Source organism: Bartonella sp. CR84HXZ (assembly GCF_042194535.1).
GTDB classification, from domain to species: Bacteria; Pseudomonadota; Alphaproteobacteria; order Rhizobiales; family Rhizobiaceae; genus Bartonella; species Bartonella grahamii.
The window spans coordinates 62,433-84,792 of sequence record NZ_JBHIMY010000002.1 but is presented as its reverse complement, the minus strand read 5'-3'; the positions used below and the strand labels follow the sequence as shown (position 1 = coordinate 84,792).

Annotated in this window: 14 protein-coding genes; 2 read left to right on the top strand and 12 right to left on the bottom strand. The window is 37.8% G+C overall.

Annotated elements, in window-relative coordinates; all coding sequences use genetic code 11:
* Positions 1-24: 24 nt before the first annotated feature.
* Positions 25-3,510 carry a carbamoyl-phosphate synthase large subunit gene (carB, locus tag ACFIKD_RS01585; protein ID WP_375635704.1) on the bottom strand — a complete coding sequence of 1,162 codons (3,486 nt, stop codon included), beginning with the start codon at positions 3,508-3,510 and terminating at the stop codon, positions 25-27.
* An 818-nt stretch (positions 3,511-4,328) separates the two neighbouring features.
* On the opposite strand from carB, the gene ACFIKD_RS01580 reads away from it, so the two are divergent.
* Positions 4,329-4,853 carry a methylated-DNA--[protein]-cysteine S-methyltransferase gene (locus tag ACFIKD_RS01580; protein ID WP_273788414.1) on the top strand — a complete coding sequence of 175 codons (525 nt, stop codon included), beginning with the start codon at positions 4,329-4,331 and terminating at the stop codon, positions 4,851-4,853.
* Here the strand turns inward: ACFIKD_RS01580 and ACFIKD_RS01575 are convergent.
* The 9 genes from ACFIKD_RS01575 to thiC form a co-directional block, all read right to left on the bottom strand.
* Positions 4,850-7,171, bottom strand: coding sequence for an ATP-binding protein (locus ACFIKD_RS01575; RefSeq protein WP_375647040.1), 2,322 nt, complete (start codon positions 7,169-7,171; stop codon positions 4,850-4,852). The two genes, ACFIKD_RS01580 and ACFIKD_RS01575, sit on opposite strands and share 4 nt — an antisense overlap.
* A gap of 285 nt (positions 7,172-7,456) precedes the next feature.
* A complete protein-coding gene (gene pepN, locus ACFIKD_RS01570) occupies positions 7,457-10,084 on the bottom strand; it encodes an aminopeptidase N (protein WP_375647039.1) in 2,628 nt (875 codons plus the stop codon).
* Positions 10,085-10,153: 69 nt separating this feature from the next.
* Positions 10,154-10,984, bottom strand: coding sequence for a uracil-DNA glycosylase family protein (locus ACFIKD_RS01565; protein ID WP_375647038.1), 831 nt, complete (start codon positions 10,982-10,984; stop codon positions 10,154-10,156).
* A gap of 454 nt (positions 10,985-11,438) precedes the next feature.
* Positions 11,439-12,197 (bottom strand): hydroxymethylpyrimidine/phosphomethylpyrimidine kinase, encoded by a 759-nt coding sequence (locus ACFIKD_RS01560; protein ID WP_375647036.1) that lies wholly within the window; start codon positions 12,195-12,197, stop codon positions 11,439-11,441.
* Positions 12,188-12,793, bottom strand: coding sequence for a thiamine phosphate synthase (locus ACFIKD_RS01555; protein WP_375644879.1), 606 nt, complete (start codon positions 12,791-12,793; stop codon positions 12,188-12,190). The genes ACFIKD_RS01560 and ACFIKD_RS01555 overlap by 10 nt, the downstream gene beginning before the upstream one ends.
* Complete coding sequence (locus tag ACFIKD_RS01550; RefSeq protein WP_012754916.1) at positions 12,790-13,563, bottom strand: thiazole synthase; 774 nt, start codon at positions 13,561-13,563, stop codon at positions 12,790-12,792. The genes ACFIKD_RS01555 and ACFIKD_RS01550 overlap by 4 nt, the downstream gene beginning before the upstream one ends.
* A gap of 4 nt (positions 13,564-13,567) precedes the next feature.
* Entirely contained in the window at positions 13,568-13,765 is a 198-nt protein-coding gene (gene thiS / locus ACFIKD_RS01545) for a sulfur carrier protein ThiS (protein ID WP_012754917.1), read from the bottom strand.
* Positions 13,766-13,768: 3 nt separating this feature from the next.
* Positions 13,769-14,719, bottom strand: coding sequence for a glycine oxidase ThiO (gene thiO / locus ACFIKD_RS01540; RefSeq protein WP_375647035.1), 951 nt, complete (start codon positions 14,717-14,719; stop codon positions 13,769-13,771).
* A complete protein-coding gene (thiC, locus tag ACFIKD_RS01535) occupies positions 14,716-16,551 on the bottom strand; it encodes a phosphomethylpyrimidine synthase ThiC (protein ID WP_375647034.1) in 1,836 nt (611 codons plus the stop codon). The genes thiO and thiC overlap by 4 nt, the downstream gene beginning before the upstream one ends.
* A gap of 2,682 nt (positions 16,552-19,233) precedes the next feature.
* Between thiC and ACFIKD_RS01530 the strand changes: the two genes are divergently transcribed.
* Positions 19,234-20,208 carry a phage tail protein gene (locus ACFIKD_RS01530; RefSeq protein WP_375635698.1) on the top strand — a complete coding sequence of 325 codons (975 nt, stop codon included), beginning with the start codon at positions 19,234-19,236 and terminating at the stop codon, positions 20,206-20,208.
* Positions 20,209-20,429: 221 nt separating this feature from the next.
* On the opposite strand, the gene ACFIKD_RS01525 is transcribed toward ACFIKD_RS01530, so the two are convergent.
* Together ACFIKD_RS01525 and ACFIKD_RS01520 are read right to left on the bottom strand one after the other, a co-directional pair.
* Positions 20,430-21,263, bottom strand: a complete 834-nt coding sequence (locus tag ACFIKD_RS01525) for a heme ABC transporter ATP-binding protein (protein WP_375644883.1) — start codon at positions 21,261-21,263, stop codon at positions 20,430-20,432.
* The gene (locus ACFIKD_RS01520; protein ID WP_375644884.1) at positions 21,260-22,357 is read right to left on the bottom strand and encodes a FecCD family ABC transporter permease; all 1,098 of its coding nucleotides are present in this window, start codon (positions 22,355-22,357) and stop codon (positions 21,260-21,262) included. Before ACFIKD_RS01520 ends, ACFIKD_RS01525 begins: the two co-directional genes overlap by 4 nt.
* Positions 22,358-22,360: the final 3 nt, after the last annotated feature.

The window sequence follows — 22,360 nt, the reverse complement described above, 5'->3', positions numbered from 1 at the left end:
TACCTTTTGCTGAGTAGAAAAAATTCAACTGAAATAACTTTGTAGTGAACGTACTTCAAGGCGCCTTTTTTTGAGTGCTTTGATCGCTTCTACGACGGCTTCGGCTCCAGCTATTGTTGTATAATAGGGAACATTTTGCATGAGTGCTGCATAACGTAATGATTTTGAGTCTGAGATGGCACTGGCAGTGCTAGTTGTATTAAAAATCAATTGAATTTGGCGATTACGAATGGAATCTTCAATATGAGGATGCCCTTCTAGGACTTTGTTGATTTTTGTTGCTTCAACGTGGTGTTCGGTAAGAAATTTATGTGTTCCACTTGTGGCAACAACAGAAAAGCCAAGCTCAGTTAAACGTTTTACAGGATTTAAGATGCGTTTTTTATCTTCATCTCTTACAGAAACGAACAAAGTTCCCTCTTTAGGGAGTTTTACACCAGCTCCAAGTTGTGCTTTAGCAAAAGCAAGCGAAAATTCATAGTCAAGTCCCATAACTTCACCGGTTGAGCGCATTTCTGGACCAAGAAGTGTATCAACACCTGAAAAACGAGCAAAAGGAAACACTGCTTCCTTGACGGCAATATGTTGTTTTTTCTGCAAGGAAGGTAATCCACCATAAGCTTGAAGAGCATCATGAAGTGTTTCTCCTGCCATAATACGTGCAGCCATTTTAGCAATAGGGCGACCAATCGTTTTTGCAACAAATGGGACAGTACGTGAAGCACGGGGATTGACTTCTAAGACATAAATGGTGTCATCTTTTATAGCATATTGTACATTCATTAAGCCGCGAACATGAAGTGCTTGTGCTAATGCTTTGGTTTGGCGCTCTAATTCAGTAACTATTTTATTTGAGAGCGTACGGACTGGTAAAGAACATGCTGAATCACCAGAGTGGATACCAGCTTCTTCAATGTGTTCCATAATACCAACAATCAGTGTTTCGTTGCCATCACATAGACAATCAACGTCTACTTCAATTGCTTCTGTTAAATAGGTATCAAAGAGAAGCGGATTTTTACCAAGCAATATATTGATTTGTCCTGTTGTGTCGTTAGGATAACGGACTTTGATATCTTCTGAAATTAATTCTGGGACACTTTCAAGTAAATAATTTTGTAAGCTACGTTCATCACGGATAATTTGCATAGCACGTCCTCCTAAAACATAAGAGGGACGTACAACCAATGGGAAGCCTAGTTCGTGGGCAATGAGGCGTGCTTGTTCGATGGAGTGAGCAATACCATTTTGAGGTTGTGTTAAGTTAAGTTTAAATAACAGTTTTTGAAAGCGATCTCTATCTTCTGCTAAGTCGATAGCGTCAGGTGAAGTACCCAAGATGGGAATGTTGTGTTTTTCTAGAGCGCTTGCCAATTTCAAGGGTGTTTGTCCGCCAAATTGGACGATGACTCCAACCAAATCTCCTTTTTCCTGTTCTGCTTCTAAAATAGCGATAACATCTTCTGTTGTTAAAGATTCAAAGTAAAGGCGATCAGAGGTATCATAGTCGGTTGAAACTGTTTCAGGATTACAGTTAATCATAATCGCTTCAAAGCCTGCATCACGCAGTGCAAAAGCAGCGTGGCAGCAACAGTAATCAAATTCAATACCTTGCCCAATGCGGTTTGGTCCACCGCCTAAAATAGCAATTTTTTTGCGTTCAGAAATGTGTGCTTCCGAGTGCTCTATACCTGCAAAGGGAACTTCATATGTTGAATACATATAGGCTGTAGGAGAAGAAAATTCAGCGGCACAAGTGTCAATCCGTTTGAAGACGTGTTTAACATTCAGTGATTTGCGTAAAGCTGCGATATCATCGGGTTCTTTTCCAGTAAGGGAGGCTAATCGCGCATCTGAAAATCCCATAGCTTTTAACATACGTAAGTTATCTGCGTCTTGGGGTAATCCATGAACGCGGATACGCTGCTCCATTTCAATGATGGAGGCTATTTGTTCTAAAAACCACGGATCAATTTTGCTAATTTGGTGAATCTCATCTAAGGGTAAGCCTGTGCGCATGGCTTGAGCAATATAGCGTAGACGATCAGGGCTTGGTATTGCAATGGCGGAGCGTATAGAACTTTTTTCATCACCTTCAGCATGCTCTGGAATAACAATTTCATCAAGACCCGTAAGTCCTGTTTCAAGTCCACGGAGTGCTTTTTGTAACGATTCTTGAAAAGTGCGTCCAATTGCCATGACTTCTCCTACAGATTTCATCGCAGTTGTGAGGACAGGTGATGAACCGGGAAATTTTTCGAAAGCAAAACGAGGAATTTTTGTCACAATATAGTCAATAGAAGGTTCAAATGATGCTGGTGTTGCACCACCCGTTATATCATTTTTTAATTCATCAAGAGTATAACCAACAGCCAGTTTAGCGGCTACTTTGGCAATGGGAAACCCCGTTGCTTTTGAGGCAAGCGCTGAAGAGCGAGAAACACGTGGATTCATTTCAATAACAATGAGGCGCCCATTTTCAGGATTGACAGCAAACTGTACATTGGATCCCCCCGTTTCAACACCAATTTCACGCAAAACAGCAATCGAAGCATTACGCATACATTGATATTCTTTATCTGTTAAGGTGAGAGCAGGCGCTACAGTGATCGAATCACCGGTATGAATCCCCATTGGATCAATGTTTTCAATAGAACAAACAATGATACAGTTGTCGTTCTTATCACGAACAACTTCCATCTCATATTCTTTCCACCCTAAAACACTTTCTTCAATTAAAACTTCAGTTGTAGGCGAAGCTTCAAGACCGCGTTCGATAATTTCATAAAATTCAGAACGATTGTAAGCGATTCCACCACCGGTTCCACCAAGGGTAAATGAAGGACGAATAATAGCTGGAAGTCCAACAACATCAAGAGCTTGAACTGCTTTTGCTGTTGCATGGGCGATATAATGTTGTTTGCGATCAGTTTCGGTATGTCGCCAGTTGCGCTCAAGTTCTTCGAGTGCTTTGTCAAGTGCAGCACCAGAAAGTTTTGCTTTAAGTTCAGCACGCGTTTTTGCGTGCTGTCGGCGATTTTCTTCTTTTAGTTCTGTTGCATTGGCTAACATAGAGCGTGGCGTTTCCAAACCGATTTTTGCCATCGCTTGGCGGAATAAAGCACGATCTTCAGCTTTATCAATAGCATCAGCATTGGCCCCTATCATTTCAACATGATAGCGGTCTAAAATACCCATACGCTTTAATGATAAAGCAGTGTTGAGGGCTGTTTGTCCTCCCATAGTGGGCAAAAGGGCATCGGGACGTTCGTGGGCAATAATTTTGGCAACTATTTCAGGAGTAATGGGCTCTATATAAGTTGCATCAGCTAGATCTGGATCTGTCATAATCGTGGCAGGATTAGAATTTACCAAAATAATTCGATAACCTTCTTCTTTTAATGCTTTACAGGCTTGTGTGCCTGAATAATCAAATTCACATGCCTGACCAATGATAATAGGTCCTGCTCCGATGATAAGAATAGATTTTATATCTGTGCGTTTGGGCATGGCTTTTTCCTATGACAAATATCTGTGCGCGATTGTTGCGGGTAAAATATTTCAGTTCTGAGGCTACAGTCATTTTATAAGTTAAGTGACAAAGAAAGTAAGCACTAAAATACCTTTTCCATGCTTTTTTTCATAAAATTGAAGATAAATTTCTTTTTTGAGCTGAGTCATCTCGTAAGTATATCAAAAGTATGATCTTTGATAAAAAAATAATAGTAGTACTCCAACAAATTAGAATATTTAAGCATACTGTGGAGAATAAAAGCCGGAACATCTTTTCAGTCCATTGCCGGCACATTTTGTGTTTTATGACGTTGTTTTCCTAAAGAGAGGGCGCGCACTTTTTCTGTTGCTTGTAAAACATAAGCCACTATTGATGGTTCGATGGGATTTCGTAAAATAAAATGGGAAGTTTATCTTGTTGTTCCGTAAAATACTGCCGTTTAGAGCTGTGATATAAGGTATGAAAATTTACCACATTAAGGTGTTTTTTGTTAGAGTATATGATAGAATTCAGGGCGGGATTTGTTTTTAGAGAGCTTGTGAAATAAACCATATGAAATGGTCTTAGTTGGAATCTGTTAGATAAAAAGCAAGATTGTTGATAGATCTGTTCTGGTCGAATTTTCCGTTTTAGGGTAGGAAGAAAGTCAATTGATGTATATTTCCATTTCATAAAAGGGTGAGAGTGTATTTTAATACAATGGCTAAGGAGATAATTTCAGAATGATTTTGTTTGCTGTTAAAAGATAGTGAATACTCTCTCTTTACTTTATGGATGATGTTCAAAAATATTTAAAAATATAAAGAAGGCTAAAATGCTGAACATTTCCCAAACGAGAATATTCTGTCTGAAAGATGTATCAATAGGAAAGCTTTTGGTGGCTAGGTCTCAAAAAGGGATTTGTTATATAGCGTTAGGAGATACTATAGAACAATTATTACAGGAGTTTACGATACGATTTGGCAATGCACAACAAGTTGTAGGTGACAATACATTTAAGAGAGAAGTTGCTCATATTATAGCTATGATAGAAACACCTAAGTTGGTCAAAAAATATAATTTTCCCTTAGATATAAATGGTACAGTTTTTCAACGACAAGTATGGGCAGTATTATGTGATATACCATGTGGTGAAACAATTTCATATGAAGTCTTAGCATGCCGTATTGGTATACCGAACGCTTTTCGTGCCGTTGCTAATGCGTGTGCACGTAACGAATTGGCTGTTATCATTCCGTGTCATCGTGTTGTGCGTAAAAATGGTTTTATTTCAGGGTATCGTTGGGGATCCAAACGGAAACAGATTTTGCTACAACGAGAACAAAATGGAGGAATTTAATTTTGTGTGATGGGCATTATAATCGTTACAGTTGTCCCTTTCATTTCTTTTGAGGTAATTTCAAGTTTTCCTTTGTGGAGTTCTAGCAAGGAGCGTGAAATGGCTAAGCCAAGACCTGAGCCCGTGTGAGATTTAGTAAGCTGATTTTCAACTTGTTCAAAAGGTTGCCCAAGTTTTTTAATTGCTGATTGGGGAATACCAACACCTGTATCTGTAATTTTAAAAATAAGGTTGTTTTTTTTCTTGAAAGCGCAAACATCAATATTTCCGCCAGAAGGCGTAAATTTAACGGCATTAGAGATGAGATTAAGGAAAATCTGTTTCATAGCACGACCATCAACTTCAGCATGAAGTTCTGGCGTAATGTTTGTTGTAACAACAATATTTTTTTCTTGAGCTTGAGGCGTTAGTGTTCGTACTGCTTCACTAATGATGGGCTCAAGATCGGTATTTTTACAATCAAGCGAAAATCTTCCAGCTTCAATTTTTGACATATCAAGGATGTCATTGATAAGGGTTAGAAGATGGGTTCCCGAATTGTAAATATCATGCATATATTCCTTATAGCGTTGTGAGCCAAGAGGTCCAAAAGTCGATTGCAACATGATATCTGAAAAGCCGAGAATAGCGTTAAGAGGAGTGCGCAATTCATGGGACATATTAGCCAAAAACTCTGATTTAGCTTTGTTAGCACTTTCAGCACGCTCTTTTTCTGCCTTGAGACTTTTATTAAGTTTTTCAACTTCTGAGGCACGTTGTTGAGCACTTCCTCGAGCACGTTTGAGTTCTTGAATAAAAGAAAAAAGACGCCTTTCACTGTCTTCAAATTTTTCCTGTTGTTGTTTAAGCTCAGAAATGTCAGTACCAATACAAACCAATCCTCCGTCTTGGGTCCGCCGTTCGTTAATTTTGAGCCAACAACCATCTGCCGTTTGGCGAATACTGGTTAAGTTACCAGTACCATCATCTTTAAGGGGATATTCACTGATAGCAGGGCGTGCCATGGCTTCGACGGTTGCACGTTGGATACCGGATTGTAGAATTTGTTTAGGAATAGCAGCATATTCGCAAAATTTGCTGTTGGACATGACTAAACGTCCTTCTGAATCCCACAAGACGAAAGATTCTGAAATGTTTTCAATTGCATCACGGATACGAAGGTCGGCTTGCGCTGTTTGTTCAGCCAATTGTTGCTGTTCACTAATATCGAAGGAAATACCAACCAAATGGGGTTCTTCTTCTTCAGTAACTTCAGCACGAATGCGCATCCAGACATAATGTCCATCGGCATGACGCATGGGAACGTTAATATCGATATGCTTTTTTTTACCGCTCATTAATTCCTGAGCAAGATCAAAAAAATTCGCATCATTTGGATTGATAATGGCGCTAATTTGGGAAATTGAGAGCAATGCATCTTGAGGGACATAGCCCAGCATTTCATACATTGCTCGTGACCAGTAGACGCGTCCACTTGCCATATTCCAATCCCATAGTCCACAGCGTCCACGCATCATTGCCATATCAATACGGTTTTGAATTTTTTCTGAGACAAGATCCGTTTTGCGTGCTCGTACAATTTGGTTGTAATAAGCATAAAGAAGAGCGAGGATAACGCCACTAGTTCCAATGAACAGGGTTATATTTAACGAGAGAATTTTCCGCCATTCCATGGCGCTATCTTGCATTTTTTCGCTAATGAATACGCCATATTGCCCATTTTCTGTTTGCTGAAATGAAGCAAGAGCAGGGGCATCTTTTCCTATTGTGATTTTCATAATTCCAACGTGCTGTCCAAGAGATTGTAAAGCAATGCTGTCAGAGATAAAATCTTGCAAAGGTTTTCCTAAAGAAATCTCTGAACTGGATGAAGCTAAGACATTTCCTTTTTGATCAATAATGGCGATCAGAGTGCTAGGATTAATAAGATCTTGATTACGAAAAGTGGTGAGGATATTTTGGAAATGACTATGAGAAAGGGCAGAGACTTTTCCTTTCTGAGAAACAGCCAGTAAGTCATGATTAATTGTATTGGTAATATGAGAAGCTAAGAGAGTGATGGTAGAACGCGTGTTCTTATCAATCGTGTTACGCCAATCATAGAGTGATATAAAACGAATTGATGCAAGTACAATAAGAAATGCTAAAATAACAAACGGAAGCGAGCGACGCAACCAAGGTTCAATAAAGAGAAGCTTTTGATAGGCGGAGCCAGAAAGCAGATGAATACGTTTTTTCTGCGCTTTATGACTTGGAGCGCTCGATTTTGAATCAGTATACACCTCCGTTGGCGCATGATATGCGTCCAATTTAGCCATTTCCAGTTCCTTTAATTATGGAATAATGTGATTTAAAAACTGCTTCGATATTCATAGTAACCCCATCGAGTGCAATGAATCAAAACAGGAGTCTTCTGTCCAGTCTTTTTTTTAAAAAAAATAATTTTACTTCTATGAACTTGGAATATGAAAAGGAAAAGGCACTTTAAACATGATCTATAAACAGGCTTAGATTGCCTGTTTATAGATTTAATGATGATCGAATAGTCTGTAGAATTTATTTAAAAAATATTATAGAATATTGATTTAAAATAATTTTTCGTTTCAAGTGAGCAGACGGTTGATAATATCAGCGACATCGCTTGATAATTTTGGCGCAGCAGCAATTGTTTTTAATTCAGTTTCAAGTTTTTGTTGTCGAATGGGTTCTAATTGTCGCCAAGAGCGCATCGTCGTTAATAATCGTGAAGCGAGCTGTGGATTTTTTTTGTCAATTTCCAAAATGATTTGGCAAAGAAAATGATAAGATGCTCCATCCATCCTGTTAAAGCCCGTGAGATTGTTAGAGGAAAAGACACCGATTAGGGAACGCACACGATTGGGATTGTCTTTTGAAAATAGCGGGTGTTGCATGAGCTTTTGAACATTCTCGAGCGTTGATGCCCCTGCAACCATTGCTTGAATGGAGAACCATTTATCCATGACCAAAGGATCATGGTGATAGCGGTTTTCAAAATCATTTAAGGCATTTTGCGCCTGCTCACTTTCATTAAAACGCTTCACGAGAACAGCGATACTAGCCATACGGTCAGTCATATTATCAGCTGTTGCATATTGTGCGGCAGCACGATTTGGATTGGCCTCAGTAATGGAAAGATAATCCAGTATTATATTCTTTAATGCTCGCTTTCCAGCTTGTACAGTGTTTGATGAATAGGGCTCTTTGGTTTGCATTTGCCCATAAAATTTTGTGAAGAGCCCTTGATGTGTATGTGCGAGCGAAGCTAAAAACTGATTGCGCACATGATGAATACGCTCTGGGTCAACATTTTTACCAAGTGTATGGGCAAGTTCAACTTCGCTCGGTAAACTTAAACAAAATGCACGAAACTCAGGTTCAAGACTTTCATCTGTAATGATAGCTTCAATCAATTTTATCAAAGCAGAGGGCATCCCCTCTTTTGCTTTTGTTTCATCTTGAATGCTTTGAATCAAAGCTTGCGTCATTAAATGATTAAGAGATTGCCAGCGATTGATGTGATTGTCATCATGTTGTGCAAGAAAAATAAGTTCGCTTTCATTGAATGGAGTTTGTAGATTGATTGGCGCAGAGAAGTCTCTAAGCAGTGATAAAACAGGTTTTTCACGCAGACCCTTTAATGTAAACGTTTGGTTTTCCTTGGATAAAAGCATAACGTTTGATTGAATATCTGTATCCGCTTCATAGGTGAGGTTTTCTCCATTAGGTCCTAACAAGCCAAATAATATAGGGATAAGCATGGGCTTTTTTGTATTTTGTTGTGGGGTTGCCGGAATATGTTGCTTTGCATGAATTGTTAAAACACCATCGCTATAATGACTATCGATTTCTACATTTGGTGTTCCAGCTTGTTCATACCACAACATGAATTGGGAAAAGTCTTGACCAGATACTTCAGCAAAACAGGTGATAAAATCTTCAATTGTACAAGCTTGTCCATCATGACGTTGAAAATAAAGATCAGTACCTTTACGAAACAGAGAGGGTCCTAAAATAGTCCGTATCATGCGAACAACCTCAGCACCTTTTTCATAAACAGTTGTGGTGTAAAAATTGTTAATTTGGCTATATTGACGAGGACGTACAGGATGAGCGAGGGGACCAGCGTCTTCGGCAAATTGAGTAGCTTTTAATGTTTTTATATTTTCAATTCGCTGTAGGCTGCGTACATTTTGATCTGATGAAAATTCCTGATCACGATAAACAGTGAATCCTTCTTTTAAACAGAGTTGAAACCAATCGCGACAGGTAATACGATTACCGCTCCAATTATGGAAATATTCATGTGCAATGACACGTTCAACATTTCTATAATCTTGATCGGTTGCTGTTTCAGGATCTGCCAGAACATATTTATCATTAAAAACGTTAAGTCCCTTATTTTCCATTGCTCCCATGTTAAAGTCGGACACAGCAACAATATTGAAAACATCAAGATCATATTCGCGCCCAAAACATTGTTCATCCCAACGCATGGAACGTTTAAGAGCATCCATTGCATAGGTTGCGCGTTTGGTTTTTCCTTTTTCCACATAGATACCAAGCTCGATACGTCGTCCAGATACAGTTGTAAAATGATCTTCTAACTTATCAAGATCTCCACCTACTAAAGCAAAGAGATAAGATGGTTTGGGATAAGGATCTTCCCAAATGGCAAAATGGCGATTATTCTCTAAAGTTCCTGTTTCCACTAGATTACCATTTGAAAGCAAGATTGGGATTGTTTGGGAATCTGCTTCAATTTTCACTCTATAGGTAGAAAGAACATCTGGGCGGTCGTAAAAATAAGTAATACGACGAAAGCCTTCCGATTCGCATTGTGTGCAATAAACACCATTTGAAAGATAAAGGCCCATAAGTTGGCGGTTGCTTTCAGGATTCAGTTCCGTAACCAATTTCAATGTAAAAGGAGCCGCTGGTGGGTTTGTAATTTCTAAACGTGAAGGCGTCACTTTATAAGTGTTTGGGGCTAACGTCTCACCATTGATAGAAACGGAAATTAAAGTAAGATCATCACCAGAAAGAACAAGAGGTGTTAATTCTTTTGTATTGTGACGGGGTTCAATAGACAATATGGCTGTAACATAGGTTTTTGTTGGTGCCAATTGGAAGGAAAGTTGTGTTTTAGGGATAGCGTAAGGGGTTGGCTGGTAGTCTTCCAAACGATAAATAGATGTTGTTGGCTGTTCCATAGTTTTTCCCATTCGTATTTTAAGAGTTAAAGAAGGTGTTTAATTTTAGAGTCAAAGAAGATTACAGAATTACAAAAGGCTATCGAGGCGATTTTTTACTTCTAAGAAGTCTATCCATGTAAGTTTTTTTTGACTAGGGGTTCGGAGAAGGTAGGCAGGGTGGAAAGTTGGCATAACAGGTATTTTAATATTATCCTCACTTTCATAAATATGCCATTTCCCTCGTGTTCGGATAATCCCATTTTGAGATCCCGTAAGAAGCTGTGCAGAAATGCCTCCCAGTGCTATAAGTACACGAGGACGCGCTAAATAAATGTGCCGTTCAATAAAAGGACGGCACAAGGCAACTTCTCTTGGTGTTGGTGTACGATTTCCTGGTGGACGCCAAGGAATAGTGTTGGCAATGTAAACATTATTTCTTGTTAAGCCAATTGATGCGAGGATTTTATTAAGCAACATCCCTGCTTTTCCCACAAAAGGAATTCCTTGTATATCCTCTTCTCGTCCTGGTGCTTCGCCTATAAGCATCAGGGGGCTTCCTGCTGTTCCATCTGAAAAGCAGGTATTTTTTGCTGTCAATTTTAGTGAACAGCCATTAAATGCAAGGAGAACAGATTTTAATTCATCAAGTGTTTTTGCATTGTTTGCACTCTCTATAGCTGTGGGTTCATTTTGTATAGCCCCCCTAGAGTTATGCAGCGGACGATGATCTAATTTTACGGTGGGAGATGTTTGTTGATTATGAGAAATGTTCACGACAGATATTAATTTTCTCTCTGAACAAGCAGACTGCTTAAAACGATTAATGGGGAAATCTGTCAGAACAGCATCCGCACCACTTTCTTTATAAAAGTTTAAGAGTTCTTCATAGGAAATTGAGCACGGCGTTTGATTTAACATTTTATTTTTTCTAATGATCTAGCAACTATAGATCAAACAAAATTATCCTTCAAGTTTTATAAATGTATTCGCTAGCCATTAATGCACAAGAACGCTGATAGGATTCTCTCTTTTCACAAAAAAGGCAAATCGTAAAATGCGAGTGTTCGCGATTATATACATCTTTAAATGTACAATTTGTTTAAATTACGCTATTTTAACTTTTTAAACAGACTAAGCTCTTTATAATAAAAGAATTCTCTACTGAATGCAAGTGGTATGATAACATTTTTGATCATTATATTCTATATTTAATAATTAATGAAAGTGACTTTTATAGTATTTTATTTGTAAAATTAAGTATAAATTTTTTATTATTATACTTTTATCTTTTTTTTAATAATTTTTATTAAAAATATTAAAAATATGAATGAGATATATAAATATTACTTTTATATGAGAAAATATTAAGACTTTACAAACTGTTTTTACAATGGGTTAAAAGCAATGTGTGGATATATGCTTTTGCTTTTTTTACAGCTGAAATGAGAGGTTCATTTAATGCTAAATGCGTAGCAATAGCGCTTGAGAGAATGCAACCTGTTCCTCGCATTGTTCCTTTTAAACGTGGCGTAGAAATATTTATGACTTCAGTTTTGTCAATGAAGCTATCAATTGCAAGAGGACCTTCTGCGTGTCCTCCTTTTACTAAAATAGATCGAACTCCCAATGACAAAAGTTTTTTTGCTTGTTGTATTGCTTGCTCATCATGAGATGCCAATGGACTTTGGCTAAGAAAAGCAAGTTCTTCTCTATTCGGTGTTAAAAGAGTAACATGAGGAAGCAGTTTATCGATCATAGTGTCGATGATTGTTTCCGTTGTTAGTTTTCCTCCTGATGAAGCGACAAGTACAGGGTCCAAAATAACTGGAACATGGGGATAGTCTTTGAGTACGTTACAGATTGCTGCTATAATTGCTTTTGTCCCCGTCATACCGATTTTTATTGCGCTTATTGGATTTGCTTCTAGGGCAGCACGCATTTGCGCAGCGACGAGATCTCCACGCATTGGAATGATTTCGGCAACGCGATTATCATCTTGTACGTTAACACAAGTGATTGCTAAATTTGCTTTTATTTGAAAATGTGCAGCGGTTTCTATATCACAAACAATACCGGCACCTCCTGTAGGATCCGTGCCCGCAACAATAAGAATGGAAGGTATCAACGCCATGTTTGTGTCACTTTTATCCACTGCTGGACACGCTCTTCAGGTTTTTTATGGAGGATAATATCAGTCACAACAGCAGCACTATTTGCTCCTGCTTTTAAAACATCAACTGCGCGTTCTGGTGTTAAACCACCAATACCCACCAAAGGTAAAGCACCAATCCGCTTTCTCCATTGTTTGATTTTTTCTAGTCCTTGCGGCATCCATTTCATTTTTTTTAAGATTGTCGGATAAATAGGACCAAGTGCAATATACTCAGGATTAACAGAGAGTGCGATATCCAATTCATGTTCATCATGTGTACTAAGACCAACTTTTATACCACTTTTACGAATTGCGTGAAGATCAGCATTGCTTAGGTCTTCTTGTCCCAGATGAATAAAATTGCACTTTTCATCAATTGCTATTTCCCAATGATCATTAATAATTAATTGTGCTTCCAATTTATTGCATATGTTTTTTGCGCGCTTGATATGTTGACGGATTATTTGTTGATTTTCATGTTTCATACGCAATTGTACGAGCTTGATGCCAAGAGGGAGCAAACGTTCAACCCAATCAGCGTTATCAACGATGAGGTAAAATGGATCCAGTTTCATGAAAATACTGCTTTTCCAATGACTGGCGTTGAAGGGACTGCTACATTGCGTGCTTCGATCATGCCAGCTTTATATCCCATACGTCCTGCTTGAACAGCTTTAGAAAATGCTTCAGCCATTAAGACAGGATCACCTGCTTTAGCAACTGCGGTATTAAGCAGTACTGCATCATAACCGAGTTCCATCGCAATGGCAGCATGTGATGGGCGTCCAATGCCGGCATCAATAACAAGAGTAGCGTCAGGAAGGTAAGCACGGATAGAACGCAATCCATCAGTATTATGAGGTCCTTTGGCAGAACCAATAGGAGCACACCAAGGCATAATAACACGGCAACCAATGTCGAAAAGTTTTTCAGCAACAATGAGATCATCCGTTGTGTAAGCAAAAATTTTGAAACCTTCATTGTTTAAAATTTGCGCTGCTTCGATTAAGGAAAAAATATTTGGCTGTAAGGTGTCTGGGTTTCCTATCACTTCGAGTTTAATCCAAGCTGTTTTAAAGAGATCTCTTGCTAATTGCGCTGTGGTTACGGCCTCTTTAACAGTATAACAACCAGCAGTATTAGGAAGCACTGTTACCCCAAGTTCTTGAAGAAATTGCCAAAATTGTCCACCTTGTTTTCCACCTGCCGTTTCACGACGCAAGGAAACAGTCACAATTTCCGTATTCGATTTATGAATAGCATCACGAAGAATTGCTGGTGAAGGATATTGCGCTGTACCTAATAGAAGACGGGAAGAGAATTGTCGTCCATAAAGATTCAGCATAATTTTAGCCTCCTTGCATTGGGCTTAAAATTTCAATTTTATCTCCTTCATGCAAGACAAATTGGCTTCGTGCATCTATGGAAACAACTTCAGCGTTAACAGCGGTTGCAAGCCAATTTCCTTCATACCCCAATTCTTCAAGTAAGAGACCGAGAGTCATAACTTCTGTTTGGACTGTTTCACCATTAACAAATATTTGCATGCTTTATTCCAATGCCAATTTCATTGCTCGTTTTGCCATTTCTGGAGACAAAAGAAAACCATGTCTATAAAATCCATTAATAGAAATACAATTACCATCTTTATGCACAGAAGGGAAGTTATCAGGATAACATGGACGAACACCAACACCAGATTCAATAATTTCTGCTTCAGCAAAAGCAGGATGTAAAGTATAAGCCGCGTTGAGCAGTTCCATCATTGATCTCACTGAGATTGCACCATCAAAGTCACTTTCAATCATTGTTGCGCCAATCATAAAGATATTATCTTGTCGAGGTACAATGTAGAGAGGAAACCGTGGATGAAGAAGACGAATTGGACGCGAAATTTTAATATCGGTACAGCGCACGAGAAGCATTTCGCCGCGTACGCCCCGTATATTTTTATCTTTTCCTAAACGGGCTATTCCTGTCGCATCAATAACAATATCAAAATTTGTTTCAGCCGTCTCTACATCAACAAAACACGCTCCATTGTTGAGAAGCTTTTCTTTTAAAGCCATAAGTGCTTTGCGAGGATCAATATGGGCTTCATTTTCATAAAAGAGCGCACAGTTAAAACGTTCCGCAAGATCTGGTTCAAGATGAGCTATTTCTGTATTATCTATGGTTTTGTGATTATGCGTGCGCCCAGAAAATCGTTCAAGCTCTCCTCTATCTCGTGTAGGTGCAACCACTAAAGTGCCTTTTTGTATGACAAGGTTGGGGAGCATTTTACGCCACCACTGTATAGCTTGTATACCAAGATCTTCAACAATCTGTTCCGCATTTTCTCTCTCACAGTAAGGTGCGAGCATTCCTCCTGCATACCAACTAGCACTTCCTATAGGAGAATGAGGGGGAGCTGATATAGTAACAGAAACACCTTTTCGCTGTAACATAAAGGCAACCGTTAAGCCGCCTACACCTGCACCTTTGATAAGAATGTTCTTCAACTGTTTACTTTCTCTTTTTGAGGAGAAACGATTTCCATATAAAGATCACCATTTTTTTGATATTTTTCGGCCATGGCGATCATACCTTCCCCTTTTGTTTTTCTTATTGCTGCTGCCTCACGAATATCATGAGAAATACGCATAGAACAGAATTTTGGTCCACACATGGAACAAAAATGTACCAATTTATGGGCTTCTTTAGGCATTGTTTCATCATGAAAGGCACAGGCTGTTTCCGGATCAAGAGAAAGGTTGAATTGATCATGCCATCTAAAATCAAATCGTGCACGCGAAAGAGCATTATCGCGCAATTGTGCTCTAGGCAAACCTTTGGCAAGGTCAGCGGCATGAGCAGCAATTTTATAAGTGATCACACCAGTTTTTACGTCATTCCTATCGGGGAGTCCTAGGTGTTCTTTAGGTGTTACATAACACAACATAGCTGTTCCAAACCATCCAATCATAGCGGCACCAATTGCTGATGTAATATGATCATACCCAGGAGCAATGTCGGTTGTAAGAGGTCCCAAAGTATAAAAAGGCGCCTCGTGACAGAGATCTAATTGTTGCTCCATATTTTCTTTAATTTTGTGCATTGGGACATGCCCAGGACCTTCAATCATAACCTGTACATCTTTTTCCCAAGCAATTTTTGTCAATTCTCCCAAAGTTTTAAGCTCTGCAAATTGGGCTTCATCATTGGCATCGGCAATAGAGCCAGGGCGCAATCCATCCCCCAAGGAAAGAGAGATGTCATACGTGCGTGCAATATCACAAATTTCATCAAAATGTTCATAAAGAAAACTTTCTTTGTGATGATGCAAGCACCATTTTGCCATAATAGAACCACCTCGTGAAACAATCCCTGTTACCCGATCAACGGTTAAAGGGATAAAAGGTAATCTTAATCCCGCATGAATGGTAAAATAATCAACACCTTGCTCTGCTTGTTCAATAAGGGTATCACGGAAAATATCCCATGTTAAGTTTTCGGCAATACCCTGTACTTTTTCGAGTGCTTGATAAAGTGGAACAGTCCCAATGGGAACAGGGGCATTTCGAATAATCCACTCACGAATATTATGAATATTTCGACCTGTTGAGAGATCCATAACTGTATCTGCTCCCCAGCGAATGGCCCAAACCATTTTATCAACTTCTTCTTCCATAGATGAAGTCACTGCTGAATTGCCAATATTGGCATTAATTTTAACACGAAAATTACGCCCAATAATCATGGGTTCGCACTCTGGATGATTAATGTTTTGTGGAATAATGGCGCGTCCACAAGCAATTTCATTGCGAACAAATTCGGCAGTATAAATTTCTGGTATTGATCCAGAAAATGTTTCATTTGATGGTACATTCTGCCGTTCTTTTACTGCTAATCCTTCATTTTCTCGTATAGCCACATATTCCATTTCCGCTGTAATAATGCCTGCGCGCGCATAAGCCATTTGTGTAATTGCTTTGCCATTTTTTGCTCGTAAAATGGGACGTTTTTGTTTAAATGTTGGTGTAAGGTTTTTATCAGAAGCCAATCCATTATCTTCAGGTTTTACTAATCGTGCAGGATAAGTTTCAGTATCATCCCGCTTAGAGAGCCAAGGCAAGCTAATTGTTGGCAAGCCTTTTGTAATATCAATGATCATATCTTTATCTGTGTAGGGGCCAGAAGTATCGTAGATGTTTAAAGGTTTTTCATCACTGCCATCAGTCAGTGAAATTTCACGCAATGGTACGCGCACATCAGAAAAGATAGGACTTTGTTGATAAATTTTGCGTGAAGCGGGAAAGGGGCTACAACTAATTGATGGAGTATTTTTCTGCACAAACTTTTTCCTTATAGACACAGAGTTCAAAAATAGGTTACGATGTTAATGGGGATGTATTCAAATTATCAATCACGAGTATTCGGATGAATAGGAATAGTATTGCTTTATAGCAAAGCAAACCCAATAAAGATCAAGAAAATTTATTTTGAAAAATTGATACAATATCTATTCTCATATTTGCATGCCTCCTCCCACTTAAAGTATTTTTGCTAATACGAATATGGTTGGCTTAAATATCTATATTGTCAATCATAAAAATATATTTAAACGATTTTGGTGTGTTTTTTAAGAGTGAAAATAGATATTATGAAGTGATAAACTGTGATATTGAAGCTTTTATAAACAAGAATAAAGTTAAAAACGGATTATCAAGGAAAAAGTAGATAGTTTATAGCTCTGATTGAGATTTTTTCATATTAAAATAATAACTCAGAATACTATAAGATTCTCTCATCATACATCTTTTCATATAAAATCACTTCCTTGCACGTCATCAGTGGGAGCATATGGGGCAAAACACTTGAAGAAAGGAAGCCAAAAGTCATTCATGAACATTCTCAGATGCGAGGACTATCGCAATGTGGGGACCAACAAAATGTATAATGGGTTCTAGCTTGTATCTTCAAAAGCTTAAAGATGATGATCTGTAATGGCTTATCATTGTATCATTGACGTGCGCTGTCGTAAAATGAACGGAGTATATTTTAAGCAATATTTCTTTAATAAAGTGCGTGATATGCAATATCATTATATTTTGTGTGGGGCATTCTATTTTTCATGAGGGGATGTTCCCATTAAGAGTGCGATAAACAAAAGCGTGAAACAATACCTAATCTTTATTATTAAAAATAATATTGCCTTGAATGTTTTAAAAATCGTAAAGCGGAATTAAAAAATGATGATGAAAATGAACAAAGGCTTTTCATCTTGAAATGTCATCAACACTTTTAAAGAGTTGGAAGAGAGAGGAAAGAAAAAGGATGTATCTCAGCATAAAGTACTACGTAAATTCATTAATTAGTTTGCAATAGAAATGCGCACAAAGCGCTGTGTTTTAGCTTAAGATGAGGCAAAAATTCATTTTCTGAGACATAAAACTCTTTGTTTTCAAGGTAAAGTTATTCAAGAGTCATGTGATATCGTGCAACAATATTACAGATAAGAAATCACTAATTATATACAAAAAGCTTTCTAATTATAATGAAGTGCTCTTATTATTATAAGACAACAAGAGAAAAATTGAGTAAATTTGCGTCAAAATTTTTTTAAACACTAAAATAGGTAATAAATAAAACAAACGCAAACAAAGAATTATTATGATAATGATTAACAAAGCCAAAAACTAATTTTGGAATAAGTAGGGAATTATGAGGAGGAGTAACCAAATTCCCACTAATATTGCTATTATTAGCGATGTTACAATTGGTAGCCATATAAAAGCTGCAGCTATACAGGCAAAGATGATTGGTATACCCCAGAGATAGACAAATGTGTTAACAAGAGACTCATAGGTAAATTCGTTAGTGAATTCTTTATCTACACTATTATAGCATTCTATAATCGCTTTGTATTGTCCCACTAATACCATAAAACTGGTTATGAACATTATGAAAGATATAAAAAACAGTTTATCTTTTAGATCTTGTTAAAAAAATCATTTTTAAGTAGTGCACTTATACTAAATAATGAGGTAAACGCCGGAAAGAATAGGGAAGAGCACCAATAATTGCAAGATGTTGTTGAGAATGATTTATTATTCTTGCAAAAAAAATATACATATAATAATATATATAGAGATATGCTAAGTGCGGGAGGGGAGAATTTGATTACGGGGCGTTTAAAAAAACAAGGGTATTGTTCATAAAAATTGGGGGAGGGTGCTAGGTTATGTTTTTTAATATTTTCCGGATTGGATACAACCTTCAGATTTGGTGAGGGTGTGTGGTGTTTCTTTAGTATTTCAAAGTATTTCGTTTCCAGTTCAATGAAAGCGTGAAGAAGTGTCCATATTGAATATATTTTCTATGGTGCATTTAGATTAGACAAAAGCTTGTTCAAAAAAACATTGGTGCTGACCTTGTAACACAATTTCAGGAATAAATTGAATAAAATATAACAAAGCATCTGCATGTGAATAAAAGCATAATGAAGCATGCAACGAAGTTGAAGCTAACTTTTAAAATTTTAATACAAGTGATAGCCAAAAGATAGAGTTTTTTTGTTTTAAAATATCGACGCGATAGATTTAAACTATTGAAAAAAATAAAAAAAGATGATGTTTAAATCAGAAACTTTCTATGTGGATGATAAGTTATTACATTCGATAATGGTTGTATGAAATCCATAATAAGGAAAATTTTGAACAGTATTTATAAATTTTGCAACAAGATGCAAGATTTAAAAAATAATTATATAACAACAGCAAAGCAACAAAACAAGATATTAAGTAACATCAGATGAGGTAGTTACATTACACATTAGAAGAGAAAACATTAATACTAATGTTATGAAAAGCATCTGGTGAATTTAGGTTATTAAATTGTAAGGAGTGAAGAGAGGTAAAATGCGTAAATATGGATGGTGCAGTGATTATGATGTACCAATCAACAGCGGCAGCACATTTTAGTGCACAGAACGAGAGTTTGTTAGAAAAACTATGAAAATAATGGGGGATTTATAATGTCTAATATTTACGATTGGTCTCTAAAGGCTGATGAAAATGCTTATTCAGATAGTATCATTAATTGGGCAGAAGGTCAGCCGCCTAGTTCTGTTAATGATAGTGCACGGGCGATGATGCAGCGCGTGCGTGAATATCTTGCAGATAATGGTGGATCTATTAATTCAAGCTTTATAGTAAATGTGGAAGATAAAACAACATTAATTACCTTAAAGACAGTTTCGCCTATAAAGAAATACAACAATGATATCGTCATACGTTTTAAAGCTTGTGGTGTAAATATTGGCGCGACAAAAATAACTGTTAATAATATAGGAGAAAAGCTTATCTATAAAGCAACTGATGTGGGGGTTATACCATTAGAAGGTGGAGAACTTCAAACAGATGGCATTTATGAAATGGTATACAATAATGGTGTTTTAATAAAAGAGCATGAGGGGTGGTACTTATTAAATCCTACACCACCAAAGATAGAAAGTTTTCCCTCTGGATTCATTGCAACATTTGCTATGCAAAATGTGCCAAATGGTTGGCTTTTGTGTGATGGTAAGGCCTATAAGCGTGAAGATTATCCGCAGTTATTCAACGCAATAGGTGATAAATGGGGAAAAGACAGCAATAAAACTTTTAAAGTTCCTGATTTTAGAGGCATGTTTTTACGCGGCTTTGATAATGGTCGGGGTTTAGATGGTGGTAGAAAATTTGCAGATGAACAACAAGATAGCATAAAATCGCATACGCATATTGGGAGTATTGAAAATGCAGGCGAGCATGCGCATAATTTTGAGTATCAAGGGGTAGGATGGCCAGTTGGTGATATTGGGAGACTACCGAATCATTATACTTATAATGCGACCCTGAAAGGGAGAACAGGTTCTGCTGGTGCACATACACACAAGGTAACTCTTTCCCATACGGGTGAGGCAGAAACGCGTCCTGTTAATGCAACCGTTGTCTATGCTATAAAATCATGAGTATGTTTGAGTAATAATAATCCATCCACCCTGATAATTTTGTTAACGCGGAGCAATTCCGCGTTATTTTCTAGCGTATGAAGAGGAAATCTATACTGTTAATATGATACTTGAGAGAGTCGAAAAAAAACAATTTTTTAAAATGACAGATGACAAAAAAAACTCATATAAAAATAAAAAAAAATTCTTGAATATTTGCATGTTTTATTTTTCTATGGACTTTAGTTTTTAGATTGAAACCGATAGCTTAGAGATTTAATTTCATAGGAGGATGCCGTTTGAGGGAGTATAAAAGGGATATCTTCTTTAGGTAATTCAGAAACGTTTAAAGAACAATGATAAACATCGCGGAGATTTTGTGTTGTCAAAACGTTAGTTGCATTTCCTTCGCAATAAACCTCTCCTTCCTTGAGCAAAATCATGTTATCTGCATAATGTGCTGCGAGATTGAGGTCATGAAGAACAGCAAGAACGCCGCCACCAGAATGGGCAAAATTTTTGGCAATATCCATAACAACAAGCTGGTGTTGGATGTCGAGGTTAGCAATAGGTTCATCTAATATCATCCAGCGAGGAATTCCATTATGAACAGGTTTCCAGATTTGGCAAAGGACACGAGCAAGTTGTACTCTAGCTTGTTCTCCGCCTGATAATTGGTGATAATATCGATCACTATAGTTAGCAAGACCAACGCATTCTAAAACCTTTTGGGTAAGGTTTTTCAATTCATCTTTTGCGATGGTGAATTGGTTCGCGGAGAGACCAAGTTCTACTACTTCATAGACTAAGAATGGAAATGCCAATGTTGTTGATTGTGGTAGCACAGCGCGCATGGTTGCCATTTCATGAGTTTTTGTTTGGCATACATTATAACCATTTAAGGTTATTTTTCCACTGTAGGGAATTTCTCCACTCAGTGCTTTAATAAAAGTACTCTTCCCAGATCCATTAGGACCAATAATAATGGTAAAAGCACCACTTTTAGCTTGAAGATTAATGTGTTTAAGAATCTGCTTCTTTCCGCGCTGAACACAAATATTTGTCGCTTCAATCATGAAAAGTCTGTTCCTCGTTTGCATATAAGAATCCAAAGGAAAAAAGGGGCACCAAAAAGTGCTGTAACAATTCCGATTGGCAATTCTGCGGGGGCAACAATGAGGCGCGCAAATGTGTCGGCAAAAATGAGTAATGCTGCCCCCAAGAGAGCAGAGCAGGGAATAAGATAGCGGTGATCGGGACCAATTAGCTGACGCAAAATATGTGGAACAACAATACCAATGAAACCAATTCCGCCACTGACAGCAACAGCACTACCACACATAAGAGCAACAAGGGGAATAGCAATATTTTTAACGCGTTGAATATGGAAACCAATATGGCCAGCAACAGCTTCTCCAAGAGCAAGGGCATTAAGTGCTCGTGATAAAAAGGGAGAGAAAAGAAGACCAATAACGATGAAAGGGAGAACGAGCCATACTTTCAACCATGTAGCGCCCGCAAGAGAGCCAAGACTCCAAAAAGTGATATCACGGAGTTGTTGGTCATTTGCGATAAAAATCAATGTTCCAACAACTGCACTGCTTAATGCACCAAGAGCAATACCAGCAAGCAGCATGGTTGCAATAGAGGTAAAACTATTATGCGTTGCTATTATGTAGAGAATAATCGTTGATAAAAGTCCACCAAAAAAAGCACCTATGATAACTTTGTAAGGCTCTAGAAAAGGTGCAAATGAAATAGGAAAAGCAATACCGACAACAATTGCTAAGACTGCTCCAAGTCCAGCACCTGCTGATACACCTATAATTCCAGGATCTGCAAGAGGATTACGGAAAAGCCCTTGCATAAGAACACCAGAGACAGCTAAAGCTGCTCCAATCAACAATCCAAAGATAACACGGGGAAGCCTTATGTCGATAAGCACGAGGTAATCACGCGTTTTACTACTTACTGAAAAATCTTGTGTAAGCATTACATGGAGGAGATCAACGAAAGAAACCTTTGCGGCACCATTCAAGAGCCCACTAAAAATACTGAAGATAAGGAATATTATTAAGCTTAATAATAAAATCTTCCCCTGCTTTGAACGGTTTATTTTTTTACCTTCTTTTGCTTCAGGTAAATGCATCATGGATGTACCGTCTACCATTTT